Origin of the sequence: Pyramidobacter sp. CG50-2, assembly GCF_003612005.1 — a bacterium.
Classification (GTDB): domain Bacteria; phylum Synergistota; class Synergistia; order Synergistales; family Dethiosulfovibrionaceae; genus Pyramidobacter.
The window spans coordinates 1-13,992 of the sequence record NZ_RAWT01000064.1; the positions used below are offsets into that span (position 1 = coordinate 1).

Here is a 13,992-nt window from a genome sequence, read left to right on the forward strand (position 1 = left end):
TGAATCTTCCTCGCAGCGCCTCTGTGTTCGGCATTTTAATTGAGAAATAGTATGAAAACATCGGGAATCATACCCGCCGGCCGTGCCGGTTTATGCCCACGAAGAGACCAAAACCGATAGGCCATCTTCGCGCCTGGGCCTTCGCACGCCGACTCAACACAGCGATTCGAGCGTCCGCCGCGACGACTTTCTCCCGGGCTTCTTCGAGAGCGGCTCTAGAGACCGCCAATGCCTCGCGATCCGCCGTCCAGCCGCTCAGCATATCGCGCCCGGCCGGTTCGTCCATGAAGTAGTCGGACACGTTCGCGTTCCAGCCGGGCACGACGTGGAAAACGTGCGGAGTCTCAACGGCTCCGACGGTAATCGCGCAGCAGAGCATCAAGGCCGACAGCCACGTTGTTGCCAGGCAGAGTTTTCGCTTCCCGTTTTTGCCGATCACGGATCGATCCCTTCCGTCTCTTCGCCTCTTCGGCGATGCTCTCGACGTCCCGGACGATTTGGCCGGAGACATCTTTTATGTCTCCTCAAGCTTCGATATCGCCCAAGTACCACCGGAAAGCCGCAAGCCATACGATCAGCAGCACGGTGATCATCGCCAGCGCCAACAGCCGCGGTGTCACGTTGCACAGTCCGCATCCGCAGCGGCACACGCATTTGTCTTTCGCAAAATGCGGCGATAAAATTTCCCGGCCATACCCCCCTAACGTTGAGATACATCTTCAAAAGAAGTCGAGACTAAATAGTGCGTTGTATTGACAGTGCACATTCAGTACACTATAATTTGAGACAAAAAGGAGCTGATGATCATGGCGACAACCAACGTCACCGTAAGAATGGACGAAAAACTGAAAGCCGATTTCGAAGAAATGCTCGCCGATTTCGGGCTGAATACGTCAGCGGCCATTAATATCTTCGCGCGCCAGGTCGTGTACGAGCGACGAATCCCGTTCGCCATTGCGCGCGACCGCCCCAACGCCGCGACACGCGTGGCCATGGAAGACACCCGCGCGCGTCGCGGCCTGAGCAAGACCTTCTCGTCCGTGAAAGACCTGATGGCCGATCTCGATGCTTAATCTCAGATATCAGTCTGTCTTCAAGCGCGACTACAAGCGTATCCGCAAACGGGGGTACGATATTCGACGGCTGGAAAACATCATCGAGATGCTCGTAAAAGAGCAGGCGCTCCCCAAAGAGTGTCGCGACCACGATTTGGGCGGCAATTGGTCGGGGTTCCGCGAGTGCCATATCGAGCCGGACTGGCTGCTCGTCTACACCATCGACCATAATGACTTGATCTTGATCCTCAGCCGCACCGGTTCGCACAGCGATCTGTTCGGATAAAAGCAAAGGACGCTCTCTCGCGAGGGCGCCCTTTGCTTTTATAATTGCCTCAACGAATATGCCGTAATACTATTTCTTGATAAAAAGCACTAATATAGGGGCGCTGCGAGGGAGTTCAGTCGCTCAGAAGGAGCTCGACTGCTGCGCGGCTCGCTTTATGAATCTTCCTCGCAGCGCCTCTGTGTTCGGCATTTTAATTGAGAAATAGTATGAAAACATCGGGAATCATACCCGCCGGCCGTGCCGGCGGCCATGATTTGTAGACGAAAACAAGCGCAGGACGGGGGGGAGGAAAAATTTCCCGCTCGTCCTGCGCTTTGCGCCGAGGGATCGCAGATTTTTCGGCCAATGGGCCGTTCTTTTACGATGCCAGTTCCGAAGCGACCTGCGCCGCGATCTCCCGCAAACGGGCCACGCCGCGTGTGACGACGTCGTCCGTCAAACGGTTGGTCGGTCCGGAAAGATTCAGCGCCGCAAGGACCCGTCCGTTTTTGTCGAAAATGGGGACGCCGATCCCCACGCTCCCCTGCCCCATTTCATCGTAGGAGACGGCGTACCCCTTTTTGCGAATTTCCTGCAGCTTCTCCGGCGAAATGCCGGGTTCGGACTTCATCACCGCAGACTGCACCTTGGGCGGCAAAAACGCCAGCAGCGCCGTCCCGCCGCCGCCCAGCGTCAGCGGCAATTCCTCCCCGACCAGCACGGTCTGGCGCAGCGGATGCGTGCTCTCGATGCGGTCGATGCAGAGACGCTTGAAGTTATGGTAAATATACACGGAAACGTTCTCGTTGAATTCCCGGTGCACCTTGACCAGATAAGGATGCGCCGCGAGGCGCAGTTCCTCTTTATCGTCCACAAGTTCGCCAAGCATTTTCACGGCCATGCCGGGAAAATACTTGCGGTTCTCGGGATTCCTCGCCAGGAATCCTTTCTCCGCCAGCGTCTGGATCAGCCGGTAGGTGCTTGTCGTGTTGCGCCCGACCGTCCTGGCGATCTCCGTCAGAGAAAGCTCCCGATGATTTTTCAAAAAACACATGAGCACGTCGAGCCCATGTTCCAAAGTTCTCGACGTCGACTCGCTTTTAGCTGAATCCGCCATTTTCCCCACCCCTTTGAGAATACCATCGCGCCGCACTCATTTCAACAATCGCCGGCATTTTTTTCATTATATGAAATCAGATCGCAAAAAGCAACAACGAAGGGTCTCCCCGACTTTGCTGGATTTATGCCACATTTCCCGGTAATTTCGCAATACGATCTCATACAAATACAAATCCATCCTTGATTCTTCATCGAAAGGGCAATACAATTCTATGCTGTATGGTCTCGTTTTCAAGCAGGCCCATGAAGTCAAGGAGGATATGACAGTGAACGAAGCGACGCGGACGGAACGGAAAAAAGTGATCCTCAGCGGCATCCAGCCGACGGGGATTTTCACGCTGGGCAACTATATCGGCGCGGTGCGCAACTGGGGCAAAATGCAGGAGGACTACGACTGCGCCTATTTCATCGCCGACCTGCACTCGCTGACGGTGCGCCAGGAGCCGGCCAAACTGCGCAAGCAGACGCTGGACGCCTTTGCGCTGCTGCTGGCCTGCGGCATCGATCCCGAAAAGAGCCTGGTTTTCATTCAGAGCCACGTCCATGCTCACGCTGAACTGAGCTGGATCCTGTCCTGCTATTCCATGTTCGGCGAGTTGTCGCGCATGACTCAGTTCAAGGACAAGTCGGCCAAGCACGTCGACAACGTCAACGCCGGACTGTTCACCTATCCCGCGCTGATGGCGGCCGACATTCTGCTGTACCAGGCCGATTACGTCCCCGTCGGAGAAGATCAGCGCCAGCATCTGGAGTTCACCCGCGACGTGGTGACCCGCTTCAACAACATCTACGGCGAGGTGTTCCGCATGCCCGACGCTTACATTCCCGAGGCCGGCGCGCGCATCATGTCGCTGCAGGAGCCGACGAAGAAGATGTCCAAGTCGGACACGAACGTCAACGCGTTCATCTCCATCCTCGACGAGCCGAACGCCATCGTCAACAAGTTCAAGCGCGCCGTCACCGACAGTGAGACCGTCGTCTGTTACCGCGAAGGCAAGGACGGCATCAACAACCTGATGAGCATCTACTCCGTCGTCACCGGCGAAAGCTACGACCGGATCGAACGCGACTTCGCCGGCAAGGGCTACGGCGATTTCAAGCTCGCCGTCGGCGAAACCGTCGCCGAAGAACTGCGCCCGATCCGCGAAAAATTCGCCGCGCTGACGGCCGACAAGGCGGCGCTGGAAGCGCTTTACCGCAAGGGGGCGGAAACGGCCGCCCGTATCGCCGAGCGGACGCTGGGCAAGGTCAAGAAAAAACTCGGTCTGCTGCCCCGCTGAGCCGCAAGCCGCGCAAAAAATCCGCTCTTCCCGACATGCCGGGAGAGCGGATTTTTTGTATGCCGTTTTTTTACCACCACAGGCGCGAAAGGATCAGCGCCGTGCCGACGACCGTGACCAGCAGCGAATGGATCTCGCTTTTCAGCAGGATCGAAGCGTCGTATCCGCCGGCTCCGACATGGGACAGGGCCTCGCGGGAAAAGTTCTTCGGCACGAAGCGCCCGACGCGCTTTTTGTAATCCTCGTACTCCCGGCCGAACTTCCGCGCCAGGAACGCCTCCTCGTGCGGCACGATCAGCACACCGTAGAGCACGTAGAACGCCGCCAGGAACACGATCGTGGGGACGTTGCCCGACATCCAGGCCCAGCCCAGTCCCAGCAGACCGTTGGCCACGTACAGCGGATTGCGGACCAGCGCGTAGGGGCCCCACGTCGCCAGGCGCTGCGCCTTGACTTCCTCGCCGCGGTAGAGCGTGATGCACCCCACGCCCCAAAAGCGCAGCAGCTGCCCGAGGCTCACCAGAATCAGCCCGGGGACGATACGCCCGGGCAGCGGGCGCGCCAGGGCAAGGATCACGACGAACAGCGCCGTCCAAATGCCGCCGCGCTGCTTGAACGCCCAGACGCGAAGTCTCTGCAAAGCGTTATTCTCCATTTCTGCGCTCCTCTTCGATCAGTTCGTCACCGGAACCGCTGATGATCTTCTCCGCCGTGCCCCAGCCGATCATGCGGATGGCAACGACGCAGCCCATGAAGATGGCCAGGTATTCCGTGAAGAAACGACAAATGACGGCCATGATCCCCGCCATGTTCTCGGGCATCAGCAGGCTGAAGATTGCGGCGCCGCCGCCCTCGGCCACGCCGCTGGCGCCGGGCGTGGGGATAAAGTAGAGGATAAACATGAACATGGCCTGTGCCAGCACGGCATGAAGATAATCGACCGTCAGCCTCACCGCGTGCATCAGCAGCGGCAGCACGGAAAAAAGCGCTACCAGATGGCAGACGGAGAGCGCGAACGCGCCGATAAAATACGGCAGCCCCTCTCCCACCATGCGCTTCACGTTTTCTGAATAGCTGTCGATCTCGGAACAGGTGACGCGGTAAGCGCGCAGCACGCGCAGCCGGCTGAACCATCTGAACTTCTTCAGCCAGAGGAACATGGCGCAGCAGAAGCGTTTGATCACGTCGGCCTTGAGGATGCTGAGGATAAAAACGACCCACATGACCACCGACAGGATCCCCACGTAAAAGAACACGCCCTTGACCAGCACGCCGCCGCCCGCCAGCTGAGGCACCGTCAGAAAGGCCACCGGCGCCGCGATGCTCAGCAGAAAAGTGCTGAACAGCGTGCGGATCAGCGTGATGGCGATGCCAGAACCGACCGGCACGCCCGACTTGTACAGTACGTAGACCTGGAACGGGCCGCCGCCGACCTGCATGGGCGTCAGCGCGCAGCCGAAATAGTGCAGCCAGGTCAGCACCAGACCGCGGACAAAACGGATCTTGTAGCCCATCGCCCGCGCCGTCAGGCAAAAACGCGAAGCGTCACAGCTCCAGGCCAGAAAGACCATCATCAGCACGTACAGGATGTTGATCTTTCTCATGTGCATAAACGCGTGAAGCGCGTGCTTGTCCACGCTGACACAAATGATCAGCGCGCCGACGCCCAGCGTCAGGAACAGAAAGATCGCCAGCCCTTTTCGCAAGCTCATTCTGTGTCCTCCCCCGGCGTCTCGGAATCTTTGGCATCCTCCGACTCGAACCAGCCGCGAAGCTGCTTCACGCCATCCAGGAAGGGCGGCAGGACCTCGCGCTTCCATTCATTCTCGTGCCACGCCTGAGCTTCCGCAAAACGGCCGGCGGCCATAAGAGCATGGAACGTTTCCACGCTCCGGCGCAGCGGCGCCGCGTCGGGAAGCGCGCCGCCGTATTCGGGATACGCGTCGCGAAAGCCTTCCGCCACCTCGCCGACCCAGTCCAGAGAAGCGTAAATCCCATCCAGCATGGAGGCGGCGAAGACTTCGGCGCCGTCAAGGATCTCCTGCAATCCTTTGAAGACTTCAAGCAGGGAATCTTTGATCTCTTCAAGGAGCTCGACTCCCAGTCCCCAGGGCGTGTTGGTCAGAACGTCCACGTCGATGCCGTCCGGGACCGTCAGCAAATCCCCGTCATCCAGCGATTCGCCGTCCGAAAGCATGTCGACGATCACGCGCCCTTCGGCGGATACCTTTTCCCGCAGCGCTTCGAGCTGTTCCTCCCGCGACAGCGATTCCATATGCGGAAAGGCCCACTCAGTTCCATCGATCAAAAATCTCATAATATCCCCCTACAGGAATGGACTCTACATCGTAGCAATTTTAGCACACATATCAACTCCGACGGGAAAAATCAAAAAATATATGCTAGAATTTTCTGGCCTGCACAAGGGGGAGAGTTTCCATGGACGAAATCGAAGGGAAAAATCGTCCCGAACCGCTGCGGATCAGCGCGAAAATCCGCCGCCTGACGGGAAGAGCCATCTACCGGTACGACATGATCACGCCCGGCGACCGCATCGCCGTCGGCGTTTCCGGAGGCAAGGACAGTCTGCTGCTGCTTTGCATCCTCAAATTCATCAAGACTTACAGCCCGGTCAAATACGATCTGCAGGCTTTCAGCGTCGACATGACCAACGGCCAATGGGACCCCGCGCCGCTCCAAACTCTCTGCGATTCGCTGCAGGTTCCCCTGCACGTGATCCCTTACGCCATCGAGCACATCATCGACGTCAAGCGGGAAGAATCCCCATGCAGCCTCTGCGCCAATCTGCGCCGCGGCATCCTCAACGCCGCCGCCAAAAAGGCCGGCTGCAACAAGCTGGCGCTCGGGCACAATCTCGACGACGTCGTCGAAACGGGGCTGATGAACCTGCTGCGCAACGGGCGCTTCCGCAGCTTCCAGCCCAAACTCTGGCACGACCGCGCCGAGATGTGGCTGATCCGCCCCATGATCTATCTCAGCGAATTCCAGATCCGAAACGAACTGGACCGTCTCGGCGTCGCCACCTTCCAGCACTGCTGCAAGTACGGCGCCGACACCGAGCGCTCGCGCACCAAGTCGCTGATCGCCGAGCTCAAGCCGCGTTTCCCTGACCTCAAGCAGAGTATCCTCCACGCGCTGGAAAACCACGCCCCCGCCGACCATTGGACGGCGACGCCGCGGCTTTACGCGGGCGTGTACGAGTCGGATCGTCCCGCTTCGGATTCGGAGCGGCAGCCCGATCTCTGAGATTTTTTTCATAAAGGGCGGGCCGTCGCGAAAATTTTTCGCGACGGCCCGCCTTTCTTGAAAATACACTCTATCATTCTACTGAAAAGATCGCGCTCTTCGAACCGGCTTCGATGTCTTCGAGCGTTTTCAGGTAACCGGCGTAATCCGCGCTGCCGCACAGCGCCAGAGCGTAATTCTTCCCCTCTTCCACGCCGGGCTGGTCGAAGGGATCGACGCCGAGCGCCAGGCCGACCAGCGCCGTCACCGTTTCGAGCAGGAAGATCAGGCCGCCCAGGCAGAACTCGTCCGCCCGTTCCAGCTCGATCTCGCACAGCGGCCGCCCGCGGCGTTTCAGGGAAGCGACGACGCCGCGGCGTTCGCAGTCCAAAACGCGTTCCTGCGACGTGCCGTCGAGATAGCGCGCCTCGTCGAAAAGTTTCTCCGACGGGATCGCCAGGCGTCCTTTCACGCCGGGCTTTTCGCTGAGGAAGAAGAAGAACTTGTCGTCCGGCCCCGAGGTGTAAAGCTGCAGCTGCGAGTGCTGGTCGATGGAACCCAGCGCCGCCTGCGGCGTCAGGCCGAGGCCGTTTTTGCCGAGGCTTTCGCCCCAGAGCTGCGCGAACCACTCGCTCACCGACTTGAGCCGGTCGCCGTAGGACCAAAACACCGTCACGTTGCGGCCGGCCGCTTCGCCGCGCAGCACTTCCCGCGCGATCGCCGTCGCCGCGCTGCCGGCAGTGTCCGCCAGCAGCGCTTTCTTCATCGCCGCCGCGCCGGCCAGCAGCCGCTCCGCGTCGATGCCCAGCGCGCCGGCAGCCGCCAGCCCGCAGGCGGAAAGCACCGAATAACGCCCGCCTGTGTCCGCGGGAAAGTCGAGGCGGCGCGTTTTCTTCTCGGCCGCATAGGCGTGAAAGAATCCTTTCGCCGGATCCGTCACGGCAAAAATATGCTTCTCGACGTCCGCGCCAAGCGCCGCCGACAGTTTCTCCCTGAAAAACAAAAAGTTGCTCAGCGTCTCCAGCGTACGGCCGGACTTGCTGACGACCAGCAACGCCGCGCGCCGCGGCTCGATCTGCGCCCAGATCGCCTCGTTGCTGCGGGCGTCGGCGTTATCGGCGACGAAAAGCTGCGGCTGCCCGCTTTTTTCGGAAAACGGATACAGCGGGTCGCAAAAAGCGTTCATCAGCATCTGCGTGCCCAGCGCCGAGCCGCCGATGCCGATCAGCACGATCTGCCCGAATCGCGCCAATTCGCGCGCCATTTCCTTCAGCGCGGAAAGATCCCGCCCGGGCAGGTTCATCCAGCCGTAGCCGTTTTTCTCCTGGCGGGCGCCGTCAAGAAGCGTTTTCCACGCGGTCTCGAGCGCGATCCCGACGTCCGGCAGCTCGTTGCCGACCTTCTGTGCCTCGGTAAGACGAATTTTCAGCATGACTCTGTCCTTCCTCTCTCGAATAAATAGTACCGATCCGCCGCCCTCGAGACGTTAAAAAGATGTCTCTTTTTTCTCACAAAACGCGACACTTCTGATCTTTTGCTGTGTTTTTTAGCATAATGAGGAATTGTATTTCGCTTTCGCCCCGCTTGTAAAACGTAACTGCCGTTGTATAATCTTTCACAAGGGAATAACTGTTTCAGGTCTGACACGGAGGACGTACATTTATTTTACACATTCCGGCCTGTTTCAGCTATAGGGAAATTCCTGAAGCCATCTTGAATATTTATATCGATAGGGGGACATTACATGTTCAAGATTCTTTCCAAGAGCGCCTTTGCGGCCAACGAATTCGACATCTGGGTCGACGCGCCGCAGATCGCTCGCAACGGACGTGCCGGACAGTTCTGCGTCCTGCGCGTGAACGAGACGGGGGAACGCATTCCTTTGACCGTCGCCGAGTACGACCGCGAGGGCGGCCGCATCCGCATGATCTTCCAGACCGTCGGCAAAACGACCACGGCGCTTGGCAGGCTCAACGAAGGCGACTGCATCCACGACATTCTCGGTCCCCTGGGCACGCCCAGCGAGGTCAAGAAATACGGCACGGTGCTCATGATCGGCGGCGGCGTCGGCATCGCGGCGCTGTTCCCCATCATCAAGGCTCTCAAGGAAGCCGGCAACAAAGTTATCACCATCCTCGGCGGGCGCACCAAGGACCTCGTCATCATGATGGACGAGTGCGCCAAGTACTCCGACGAATTGATCGTCACCACCGACGACGGTTCGTACGGCGTCAAGGGCGTCGTCACCACGGCCATGGACATGCTCGCTCAGCGCGGCGAAAAGATCGACTACTGCTGGGCCATCGGACCTTCCATCATGATGAAGTTCGCCTCGCTGAAGGCGAAGGAACTGCAGATCCCCTGCTGGGTCTCGCTCAATCCCATCATGATCGACGGCACCGGCATGTGCGGCTGCTGCCGCGTCACCGTCAACGACAAGATCCGTTTCGCCTGCGTCGACGGTCCCGAGTTCGACGGCTGGGGCGTGAACTGGAACGAGTTCATGACCCGTCTGCGCCAGTACAAGGATGAAGAGAAGATCTCTCTCGACAAGTACAAAAGCGAGGTTGGTGAATAACATGGCCATTTCTCCGAAAAAGACCCCTATTTCCGAGCAGGATCCCAAGGTCCGCGCCCATAACTTCAAAGAAGTCTGCCTCGGTTACACCCCCGAAGAAGCGATGCAGGAAGCCGCCCGCTGCCTGCACTGCAAAAACGCCCCCTGCATCAAGGGCTGCCCCGTCGCCATCCATATCCCCGATTTCATCGCCGCGATCAAGGACGGCGATTTCGAAAAGTCGTTCGACATCCTCAGCCAGTCCACGGCCCTGCCCGCCGTCTGCGGCCGCGTCTGCCCTCAGGAAAAGCAGTGCGAGGGCGTCTGCACCGTGGGACGCATGAAGGACCGCGCCACGGGCATGAACAACGAGCCCGTCGCCATCGGCAAGCTCGAGCGCTTCGCCGCCGACTGGAAAGCGGCGCAGCCTGCCGTCAAGCCCGAACCCGTTCCCTATAACGGCAAGGGCAAAGTGGCCGTCATCGGCTCCGGTCCCTCCAGCCTCACCGTGGCCGGCGATCTGGCCAAGCTGGGCTACAAGGTCACCATTTTCGAAGCCCTGCACCTGCCCGGCGGCGTTTTGATGTACGGCATCCCCGAATTCCGTCTGCCCAAGGCGATCGTGCAGCACGAGATCGACAACATCCGGGCGCTCGGCGTCGACGTCGAAGTCAACGTCGTCGCCAGCCGCACCGTCACCGTCGAAGAGATCCAGAAGAACTTCGACGCCGTCTACATCGCCACCGGCGCCGGCACGCCCAAGTTCGCCGGCACGCCCGGCACCAACCTGAACGGCGTCTTCTCCGCCAGCGAATATCTGACCCGCATCAACCTGATGCACGGTTACGAGTTCCCCGCCTACGACACGCCGGCCAAGAAGTCCAAGCACGTGGCCGTCATCGGCGGCGGCAACGTCGCCATGGACGCCGCCCGCTCGGCCCTGCGCCTTGGCGCCGAGAGCGTGACGGTGCTCTACCGCCGCTCCGTGGACGAGCTGCCCGCCCGTATCGAAGAGTATCATCACGCCGTCGAAGAGGGCGTCAAGTTCGAGTTCCTCACCGCTCCGACAGAGTACATCGCCTACAGCGGCGACGACAAGAACGAAATGGGCAAGCTGGTCGGCGTCAAGTGCCAGCGCATGGAGCTGGGCGAACCCGACGCTTCCGGCCGCAGAAGCCCCAAGCCGATCGAAGGCAGCGAGTTCACGCTCGAAATCGACACCGTCATCGAAGCCATCGGACAGAGTTCCAACAAAGTCCTGCTGAACGCCTGGCCCGAGCTGAAGACCAACAAGCGCGGCTATATCGAGGCCGACGAGGCTACCGGCGGCGCCACCTCCATCGAGGGCGTCTACGCCGGCGGCGACATCGTCACCGGCGCGGCCACCGTCATCCTCGCCATGGGCGCCGGCAAGACGGCCGCCCAAGCGATCGACGAATATCTGACCGCCAAAGCCGCCAAGTAATTTTCCCCCGTCCCGTGCAGCGAGAGCGCTTTTTGCGCCCTCGCTGTTTTTCTCTGCAAAGGAGGCAACTCGAATGAGCTGCTGCGGCAAAACCGGCTACAACGCCAACGGCGATCTGAAAGACTGGAAGGTCTTCCGTCAGAAGACGCTCGAACTGGCGCTGACGAAAAACGATCCCGACTTTACGGAATACGTCGGCGGCGTCAGCGACAAAGCCTGGGCGCACATCCTCGAAGAAAACTTCTTCACCCCCGAAAAGGCGATGGAACGCCTGTGGGGATTTTACCGCACCGATATTCTGCCCTACCGCCACGAGGATCGATAGCAAGAGCGGGACTTTCACTTGATCCGGTGAAAGTCCCGCTCTTGCTATCGATCCTTGCGGACATTGATTTGTCTCATCGTTCATTTCCAATCATTCTTAATATTATTTTTCAATTAAAAGGATGAACGCAAGGGCGCTGCGAGGGAGTTCAGTCGTTCAGGACTCCCTCGACCGTTGCGCGGTCTGCGCAGCCCGCTTTGTGGATCTCCCTCGCAGCGCCCTGCAAACTCTGTTAATGCTTTTTATCAAGAAATAGTATGAGGCCCTTGGCGTTCATTTTCGGTTTCGTTCTTACGCATGACCAATGCAGCAAAATCCTTCATAAAGTACCCCGGTCCCCTGTATTCCGGGTCAACTTTCTTAAAGAAGCAGGTCGGGATCTCGCCCAGCGCAAGATTTTTGGCGATACACGGCTCGCACCCTCCGCTGTGGTTGTTAGGATGGTTCGGACATTTCACGTCCATACACGTGCAAAAAAGAACCCGATTTTGCGTTTTCTCGTCCCCGTTGATCATATGCTCATCCCCATTGCGTTCAGGACGTGCGGCAGTCAAAACCATTTCGCCTCTTCGTCGGGAAAGACCGGTTTTTCTCCGTTTCGATAAGGATCGTAACGGTTTTTGTTGCAGCCGAACTCCTTCAAAAAAGCGATTTTGTTCCCCGGCGACCACTCGATGAGAGACATTCCCTCAAATTCTTCGACCTTGCCGCCGGCCATTTCATCCTTGAAGTCCCATTCGACGACCGTTGTGGCGCCGCTGTGAAAATATCGCTTGATATCCCACCGCAGGACGCGCCCGCGCGTGTTCCACTCGCGGAACCATTTTCCGATCTTTTCGAGACCTTCATATTGAGGCCCCCAGCTCTCGATGTAAAGGGCGTCTTCCTCGAATACCGCGCCGATCCCGGAATCGTCCTGTCGAAGCCACATAGCAAACCAGCGTTCGACTGTTTTTTCTCTTTGGTCGTTCGTCATGCTTATACCGCACCTCCGGCAATACTTTTATCCAGCCCATTGAACAACGAAGTTCCATCATTGCCAGTCCAACGGAGCCCGACAGCTCTAATTGCTGCCCAAAGAGGCAATTTAGGAGAGCGCGTTACAGACAAGCGTCTCCCACGATAGCAGCGCCACGGTCACCATGTGCATCGACTGTGCTATGTGACGACAATTCGTCAGACTTGTGCGATGAGTGGCGACAACGTTTCATTTCAAGTTTAGTATCGTCTTTCGCATTTCTAATAAAAGAGTCTATGCAATTCGACAGGGTTCACACCTCAGCGCCCGAGCCGTTAACTCTACGGTGGCACTGGAAACACCAAATTCTTTCACCTGATGTGCGATTCCAAACTTTGAGAAGTACTCTTTTACCACTCCATAGCCATAACAATCCCCTATACCCGCTGCCAGAGCAACATATTATTTTCAAACAAATAATTCAGTCTGCCGGTGTCTTTCAGCCATGTAAGATATGAGCGCACCGTACTTCCAATCAAAACATACTGCTCAAAGTTCATACTCAAACCGTAGTTGTCAAAAAGCTCTTTCAGGATTGACTCAAAGCAGAGCGGCTGCTGACAGATATCGATAATCTTTTCTGCAATTTCCAACACTTTATTGATGTTGTACTGAGCAAGGCTGGCAATCTCCTCAGAGGCAGCGGCATGAGACGGAACAAACATCTTTGCCTGCATAGTTTTTACCATCTCAAGCGTCTTTAGATATGCATCAATATCATAGATAAAGTTAATTTGATACTTGTCTAGCGTTTCGCGGCTGGATAAGCAGTCGGCCAGATAGACCACATCATCCGGTGTGCGAAAGCCTACCATATCGAAAAAATGCCCCGGTAACGGGATAATTTCAAATCCCTCCAGTATAGATTCCGACGTCAGTTCCTGTGCGTCGCTCTCTTGAGCCATGAGAAATTTATGGCGCAGTTCCTTACACGGGAAACCGCCATACAAAAAGGAAGGTTCAAGGATAGGATGGCGGGTAAATGCACAGTCAATCCTCGGAGCATAGATCTTACACCCGGTCTGTCTCTGTAAATACTGATTGCCACCGATATGGTCTGCATTGGCATGCGTATTATAAATCGCGGTAAGCTGCCATCCGTTGGCATCGAGAAGCTGTCGGACTTTTCTTCCGGCATCCTTATCGTTTCCGCTGTCTATCAGGCAAATATTGTGGTCGTCTAGTTTTATCAGCCCGATTTTCGCCGGACTCTGGATGTAATAATTCCGCTCAGAAACTTGTATCAACTCATACATTGGTCATTCCTCCATGAGCGATTCGGATAAATAATAATATTGTAAGCAGAGCAATGTACAGAGAGACGGATAGATAAACTGACGATTTGTTTAATTCCTCCAAGCGTTTCTCTTTTCGGCAGCGATCGCTCCTACTATTACAATCTCAATCGCCACACTGACGTGAACATGCCTCTCCAGCTTCTTTACCATGTTCTGACCATGCAATCTTCCCAAACGTGAAATGCTCCGAATAGTGTATAATACTACTTCTTTATAGTATAGCCAAACTTCCCGTACCTCAGTTATAATGCACCCGAGGTGATGGAGAATGCCCGTAAAATACGAGATCACATCAGAACAGCAGGCGGAAATCGAAGCAGCGCGGAAAAAGAATCGCAACAAGAAGATCGAAGCCAAACTG

At 57.2% G+C, this 13,992-nt stretch carries 16 protein-coding genes; 7 read left to right on the plus strand and 9 right to left on the minus strand.

Annotated elements, in window-relative coordinates; all coding sequences use genetic code 11:
* Positions 1-67: 67 nt before the first annotated feature.
* Positions 68-439, minus strand: a complete 372-nt coding sequence (locus D7D26_RS10835; protein WP_147413070.1) for a hypothetical protein — start codon at positions 437-439, stop codon at positions 68-70.
* A gap of 367 nt (positions 440-806) precedes the next feature.
* On the opposite strand from D7D26_RS10835, the gene D7D26_RS10840 reads away from it, so the two are divergent.
* Positions 807-1,073 carry a type II toxin-antitoxin system RelB/DinJ family antitoxin gene (locus tag D7D26_RS10840; protein ID WP_120373046.1) on the plus strand — a complete coding sequence of 89 codons (267 nt, stop codon included), beginning with the start codon at positions 807-809 and terminating at the stop codon, positions 1,071-1,073.
* On the plus strand, positions 1,066-1,341 hold the full coding sequence (locus tag D7D26_RS10845; protein WP_120373047.1) for a type II toxin-antitoxin system YafQ family toxin: 276 nt from the start codon (positions 1,066-1,068) through the stop codon (positions 1,339-1,341). The genes D7D26_RS10840 and D7D26_RS10845 overlap by 8 nt, the downstream gene beginning before the upstream one ends.
* Before the next feature lie 361 nt (positions 1,342-1,702).
* On the opposite strand, the gene D7D26_RS10850 is transcribed toward D7D26_RS10845, so the two are convergent.
* Positions 1,703-2,440, minus strand: a complete 738-nt coding sequence (locus tag D7D26_RS10850; protein ID WP_120373048.1) for an IclR family transcriptional regulator — start codon at positions 2,438-2,440, stop codon at positions 1,703-1,705.
* A gap of 262 nt (positions 2,441-2,702) precedes the next feature.
* Here D7D26_RS10850 and trpS point away from each other — a divergent pair, with 262 nt between their 5' ends.
* Positions 2,703-3,722, plus strand: a complete 1,020-nt coding sequence (gene trpS, locus D7D26_RS10855) for a tryptophan--tRNA ligase (protein WP_120373060.1) — start codon at positions 2,703-2,705, stop codon at positions 3,720-3,722.
* Between the two features lie 70 nt (positions 3,723-3,792).
* Here trpS and D7D26_RS10860 read toward each other — a convergent pair whose 3' ends face one another.
* From D7D26_RS10860 to D7D26_RS10870, 3 genes are read right to left on the minus strand one after another with little or no spacing between them, the layout of a single operon-like run.
* Positions 3,793-4,377 (minus strand): methyltransferase family protein, encoded by a 585-nt coding sequence (locus D7D26_RS10860; RefSeq protein WP_120373049.1) that lies wholly within the window; start codon positions 4,375-4,377, stop codon positions 3,793-3,795.
* On the minus strand, positions 4,367-5,434 hold the full coding sequence (locus D7D26_RS10865; protein ID WP_120373050.1) for a lysylphosphatidylglycerol synthase transmembrane domain-containing protein: 1,068 nt from the start codon (positions 5,432-5,434) through the stop codon (positions 4,367-4,369). The genes D7D26_RS10860 and D7D26_RS10865 overlap by 11 nt, the downstream gene beginning before the upstream one ends.
* Entirely contained in the window at positions 5,431-6,039 is a 609-nt protein-coding gene (locus D7D26_RS10870) for a hypothetical protein (protein ID WP_147413071.1), read from the minus strand. The genes D7D26_RS10865 and D7D26_RS10870 overlap by 4 nt, the downstream gene beginning before the upstream one ends.
* A 122-nt stretch (positions 6,040-6,161) precedes the next feature.
* Between D7D26_RS10870 and D7D26_RS10875 the strand changes: the two genes are divergently transcribed.
* Positions 6,162-6,989 (plus strand): tRNA 2-thiocytidine biosynthesis TtcA family protein, encoded by an 828-nt coding sequence (locus D7D26_RS10875; RefSeq protein WP_120373052.1) that lies wholly within the window; start codon positions 6,162-6,164, stop codon positions 6,987-6,989.
* 73 nt (positions 6,990-7,062) lie between these two features.
* On the opposite strand, the gene D7D26_RS10880 is transcribed toward D7D26_RS10875, so the two are convergent.
* Positions 7,063-8,400, minus strand: coding sequence for a glucose-6-phosphate isomerase (locus D7D26_RS10880; RefSeq protein ID WP_120373053.1), 1,338 nt, complete (start codon positions 8,398-8,400; stop codon positions 7,063-7,065).
* 312 nt (positions 8,401-8,712) lie between these two features.
* Here D7D26_RS10880 and D7D26_RS10885 point away from each other — a divergent pair, with 312 nt between their 5' ends.
* From D7D26_RS10885 to D7D26_RS10895, 3 genes are all read left to right on the plus strand, one after another.
* On the plus strand, positions 8,713-9,546 hold the full coding sequence (locus D7D26_RS10885) for a sulfide/dihydroorotate dehydrogenase-like FAD/NAD-binding protein (protein ID WP_120373054.1): 834 nt from the start codon (positions 8,713-8,715) through the stop codon (positions 9,544-9,546).
* A gap of 1 nt (position 9,547) precedes the next feature.
* Entirely contained in the window at positions 9,548-10,990 is a 1,443-nt protein-coding gene (gene gltA, locus D7D26_RS10890) for an NADPH-dependent glutamate synthase (RefSeq protein WP_120373055.1), read from the plus strand.
* A gap of 73 nt (positions 10,991-11,063) precedes the next feature.
* Positions 11,064-11,315 (plus strand): DUF255 domain-containing protein, encoded by a 252-nt coding sequence (locus D7D26_RS10895; RefSeq protein ID WP_120373056.1) that lies wholly within the window; start codon positions 11,064-11,066, stop codon positions 11,313-11,315.
* Between the two features lie 245 nt (positions 11,316-11,560).
* On the opposite strand, the gene D7D26_RS10900 is transcribed toward D7D26_RS10895, so the two are convergent.
* The 3 genes from D7D26_RS10900 to D7D26_RS10910 form a co-directional block, all read right to left on the minus strand.
* Positions 11,561-11,875, minus strand: coding sequence for a DUF6485 family protein (locus D7D26_RS10900; RefSeq protein ID WP_147413072.1), 315 nt, complete (start codon positions 11,873-11,875; stop codon positions 11,561-11,563).
* On the minus strand, positions 11,866-12,291 hold the full coding sequence (locus D7D26_RS10905; RefSeq protein ID WP_120373058.1) for a nuclear transport factor 2 family protein: 426 nt from the start codon (positions 12,289-12,291) through the stop codon (positions 11,866-11,868). Before D7D26_RS10905 ends, D7D26_RS10900 begins: the two co-directional genes overlap by 10 nt.
* 419 nt (positions 12,292-12,710) lie before the next feature.
* On the minus strand, positions 12,711-13,589 hold the full coding sequence (locus tag D7D26_RS10910) for an MBL fold metallo-hydrolase (RefSeq protein WP_120373059.1): 879 nt from the start codon (positions 13,587-13,589) through the stop codon (positions 12,711-12,713).
* Positions 13,590-13,992: the final 403 nt, after the last annotated feature.

Coding starts and splice junctions, on each gene's coding strand:
- gltA (WP_120373055.1), top strand. CDS start 9,548: ATGGCCATTTCTCCGAAAAAGACCCCTATTTCCGAGCAGGATCCCAAG.
- D7D26_RS10850 (WP_120373048.1), bottom strand. CDS start 2,440: ATGGCGGATTCAGCTAAAAGCGAGTCGACGTCGAGAACTTTGGAACAT.
- D7D26_RS10875 (WP_120373052.1), top strand. CDS start 6,162: ATGGACGAAATCGAAGGGAAAAATCGTCCCGAACCGCTGCGGATCAGC.
- D7D26_RS10900 (WP_147413072.1), bottom strand. CDS start 11,875: ATGGTTTTGACTGCCGCACGTCCTGAACGCAATGGGGATGAGCATATG.
- D7D26_RS10905 (WP_120373058.1), bottom strand. CDS start 12,291: ATGACGAACGACCAAAGAGAAAAAACAGTCGAACGCTGGTTTGCTATG.
- D7D26_RS10870 (WP_147413071.1), bottom strand. CDS start 6,039: ATGAGATTTTTGATCGATGGAACTGAGTGGGCCTTTCCGCATATGGAA.
- D7D26_RS10880 (WP_120373053.1), bottom strand. CDS start 8,400: ATGCTGAAAATTCGTCTTACCGAGGCACAGAAGGTCGGCAACGAGCTG.
- trpS (WP_120373060.1), top strand. CDS start 2,703: ATGACAGTGAACGAAGCGACGCGGACGGAACGGAAAAAAGTGATCCTC.
- D7D26_RS10865 (WP_120373050.1), bottom strand. CDS start 5,434: ATGAGCTTGCGAAAAGGGCTGGCGATCTTTCTGTTCCTGACGCTGGGC.
- D7D26_RS10860 (WP_120373049.1), bottom strand. CDS start 4,377: ATGGAGAATAACGCTTTGCAGAGACTTCGCGTCTGGGCGTTCAAGCAG.
- D7D26_RS10845 (WP_120373047.1), top strand. CDS start 1,066: ATGCTTAATCTCAGATATCAGTCTGTCTTCAAGCGCGACTACAAGCGT.
- D7D26_RS10910 (WP_120373059.1), bottom strand. CDS start 13,589: ATGTATGAGTTGATACAAGTTTCTGAGCGGAATTATTACATCCAGAGT.
- D7D26_RS10840 (WP_120373046.1), top strand. CDS start 807: ATGGCGACAACCAACGTCACCGTAAGAATGGACGAAAAACTGAAAGCC.
- D7D26_RS10895 (WP_120373056.1), top strand. CDS start 11,064: ATGAGCTGCTGCGGCAAAACCGGCTACAACGCCAACGGCGATCTGAAA.
- D7D26_RS10885 (WP_120373054.1), top strand. CDS start 8,713: ATGTTCAAGATTCTTTCCAAGAGCGCCTTTGCGGCCAACGAATTCGAC.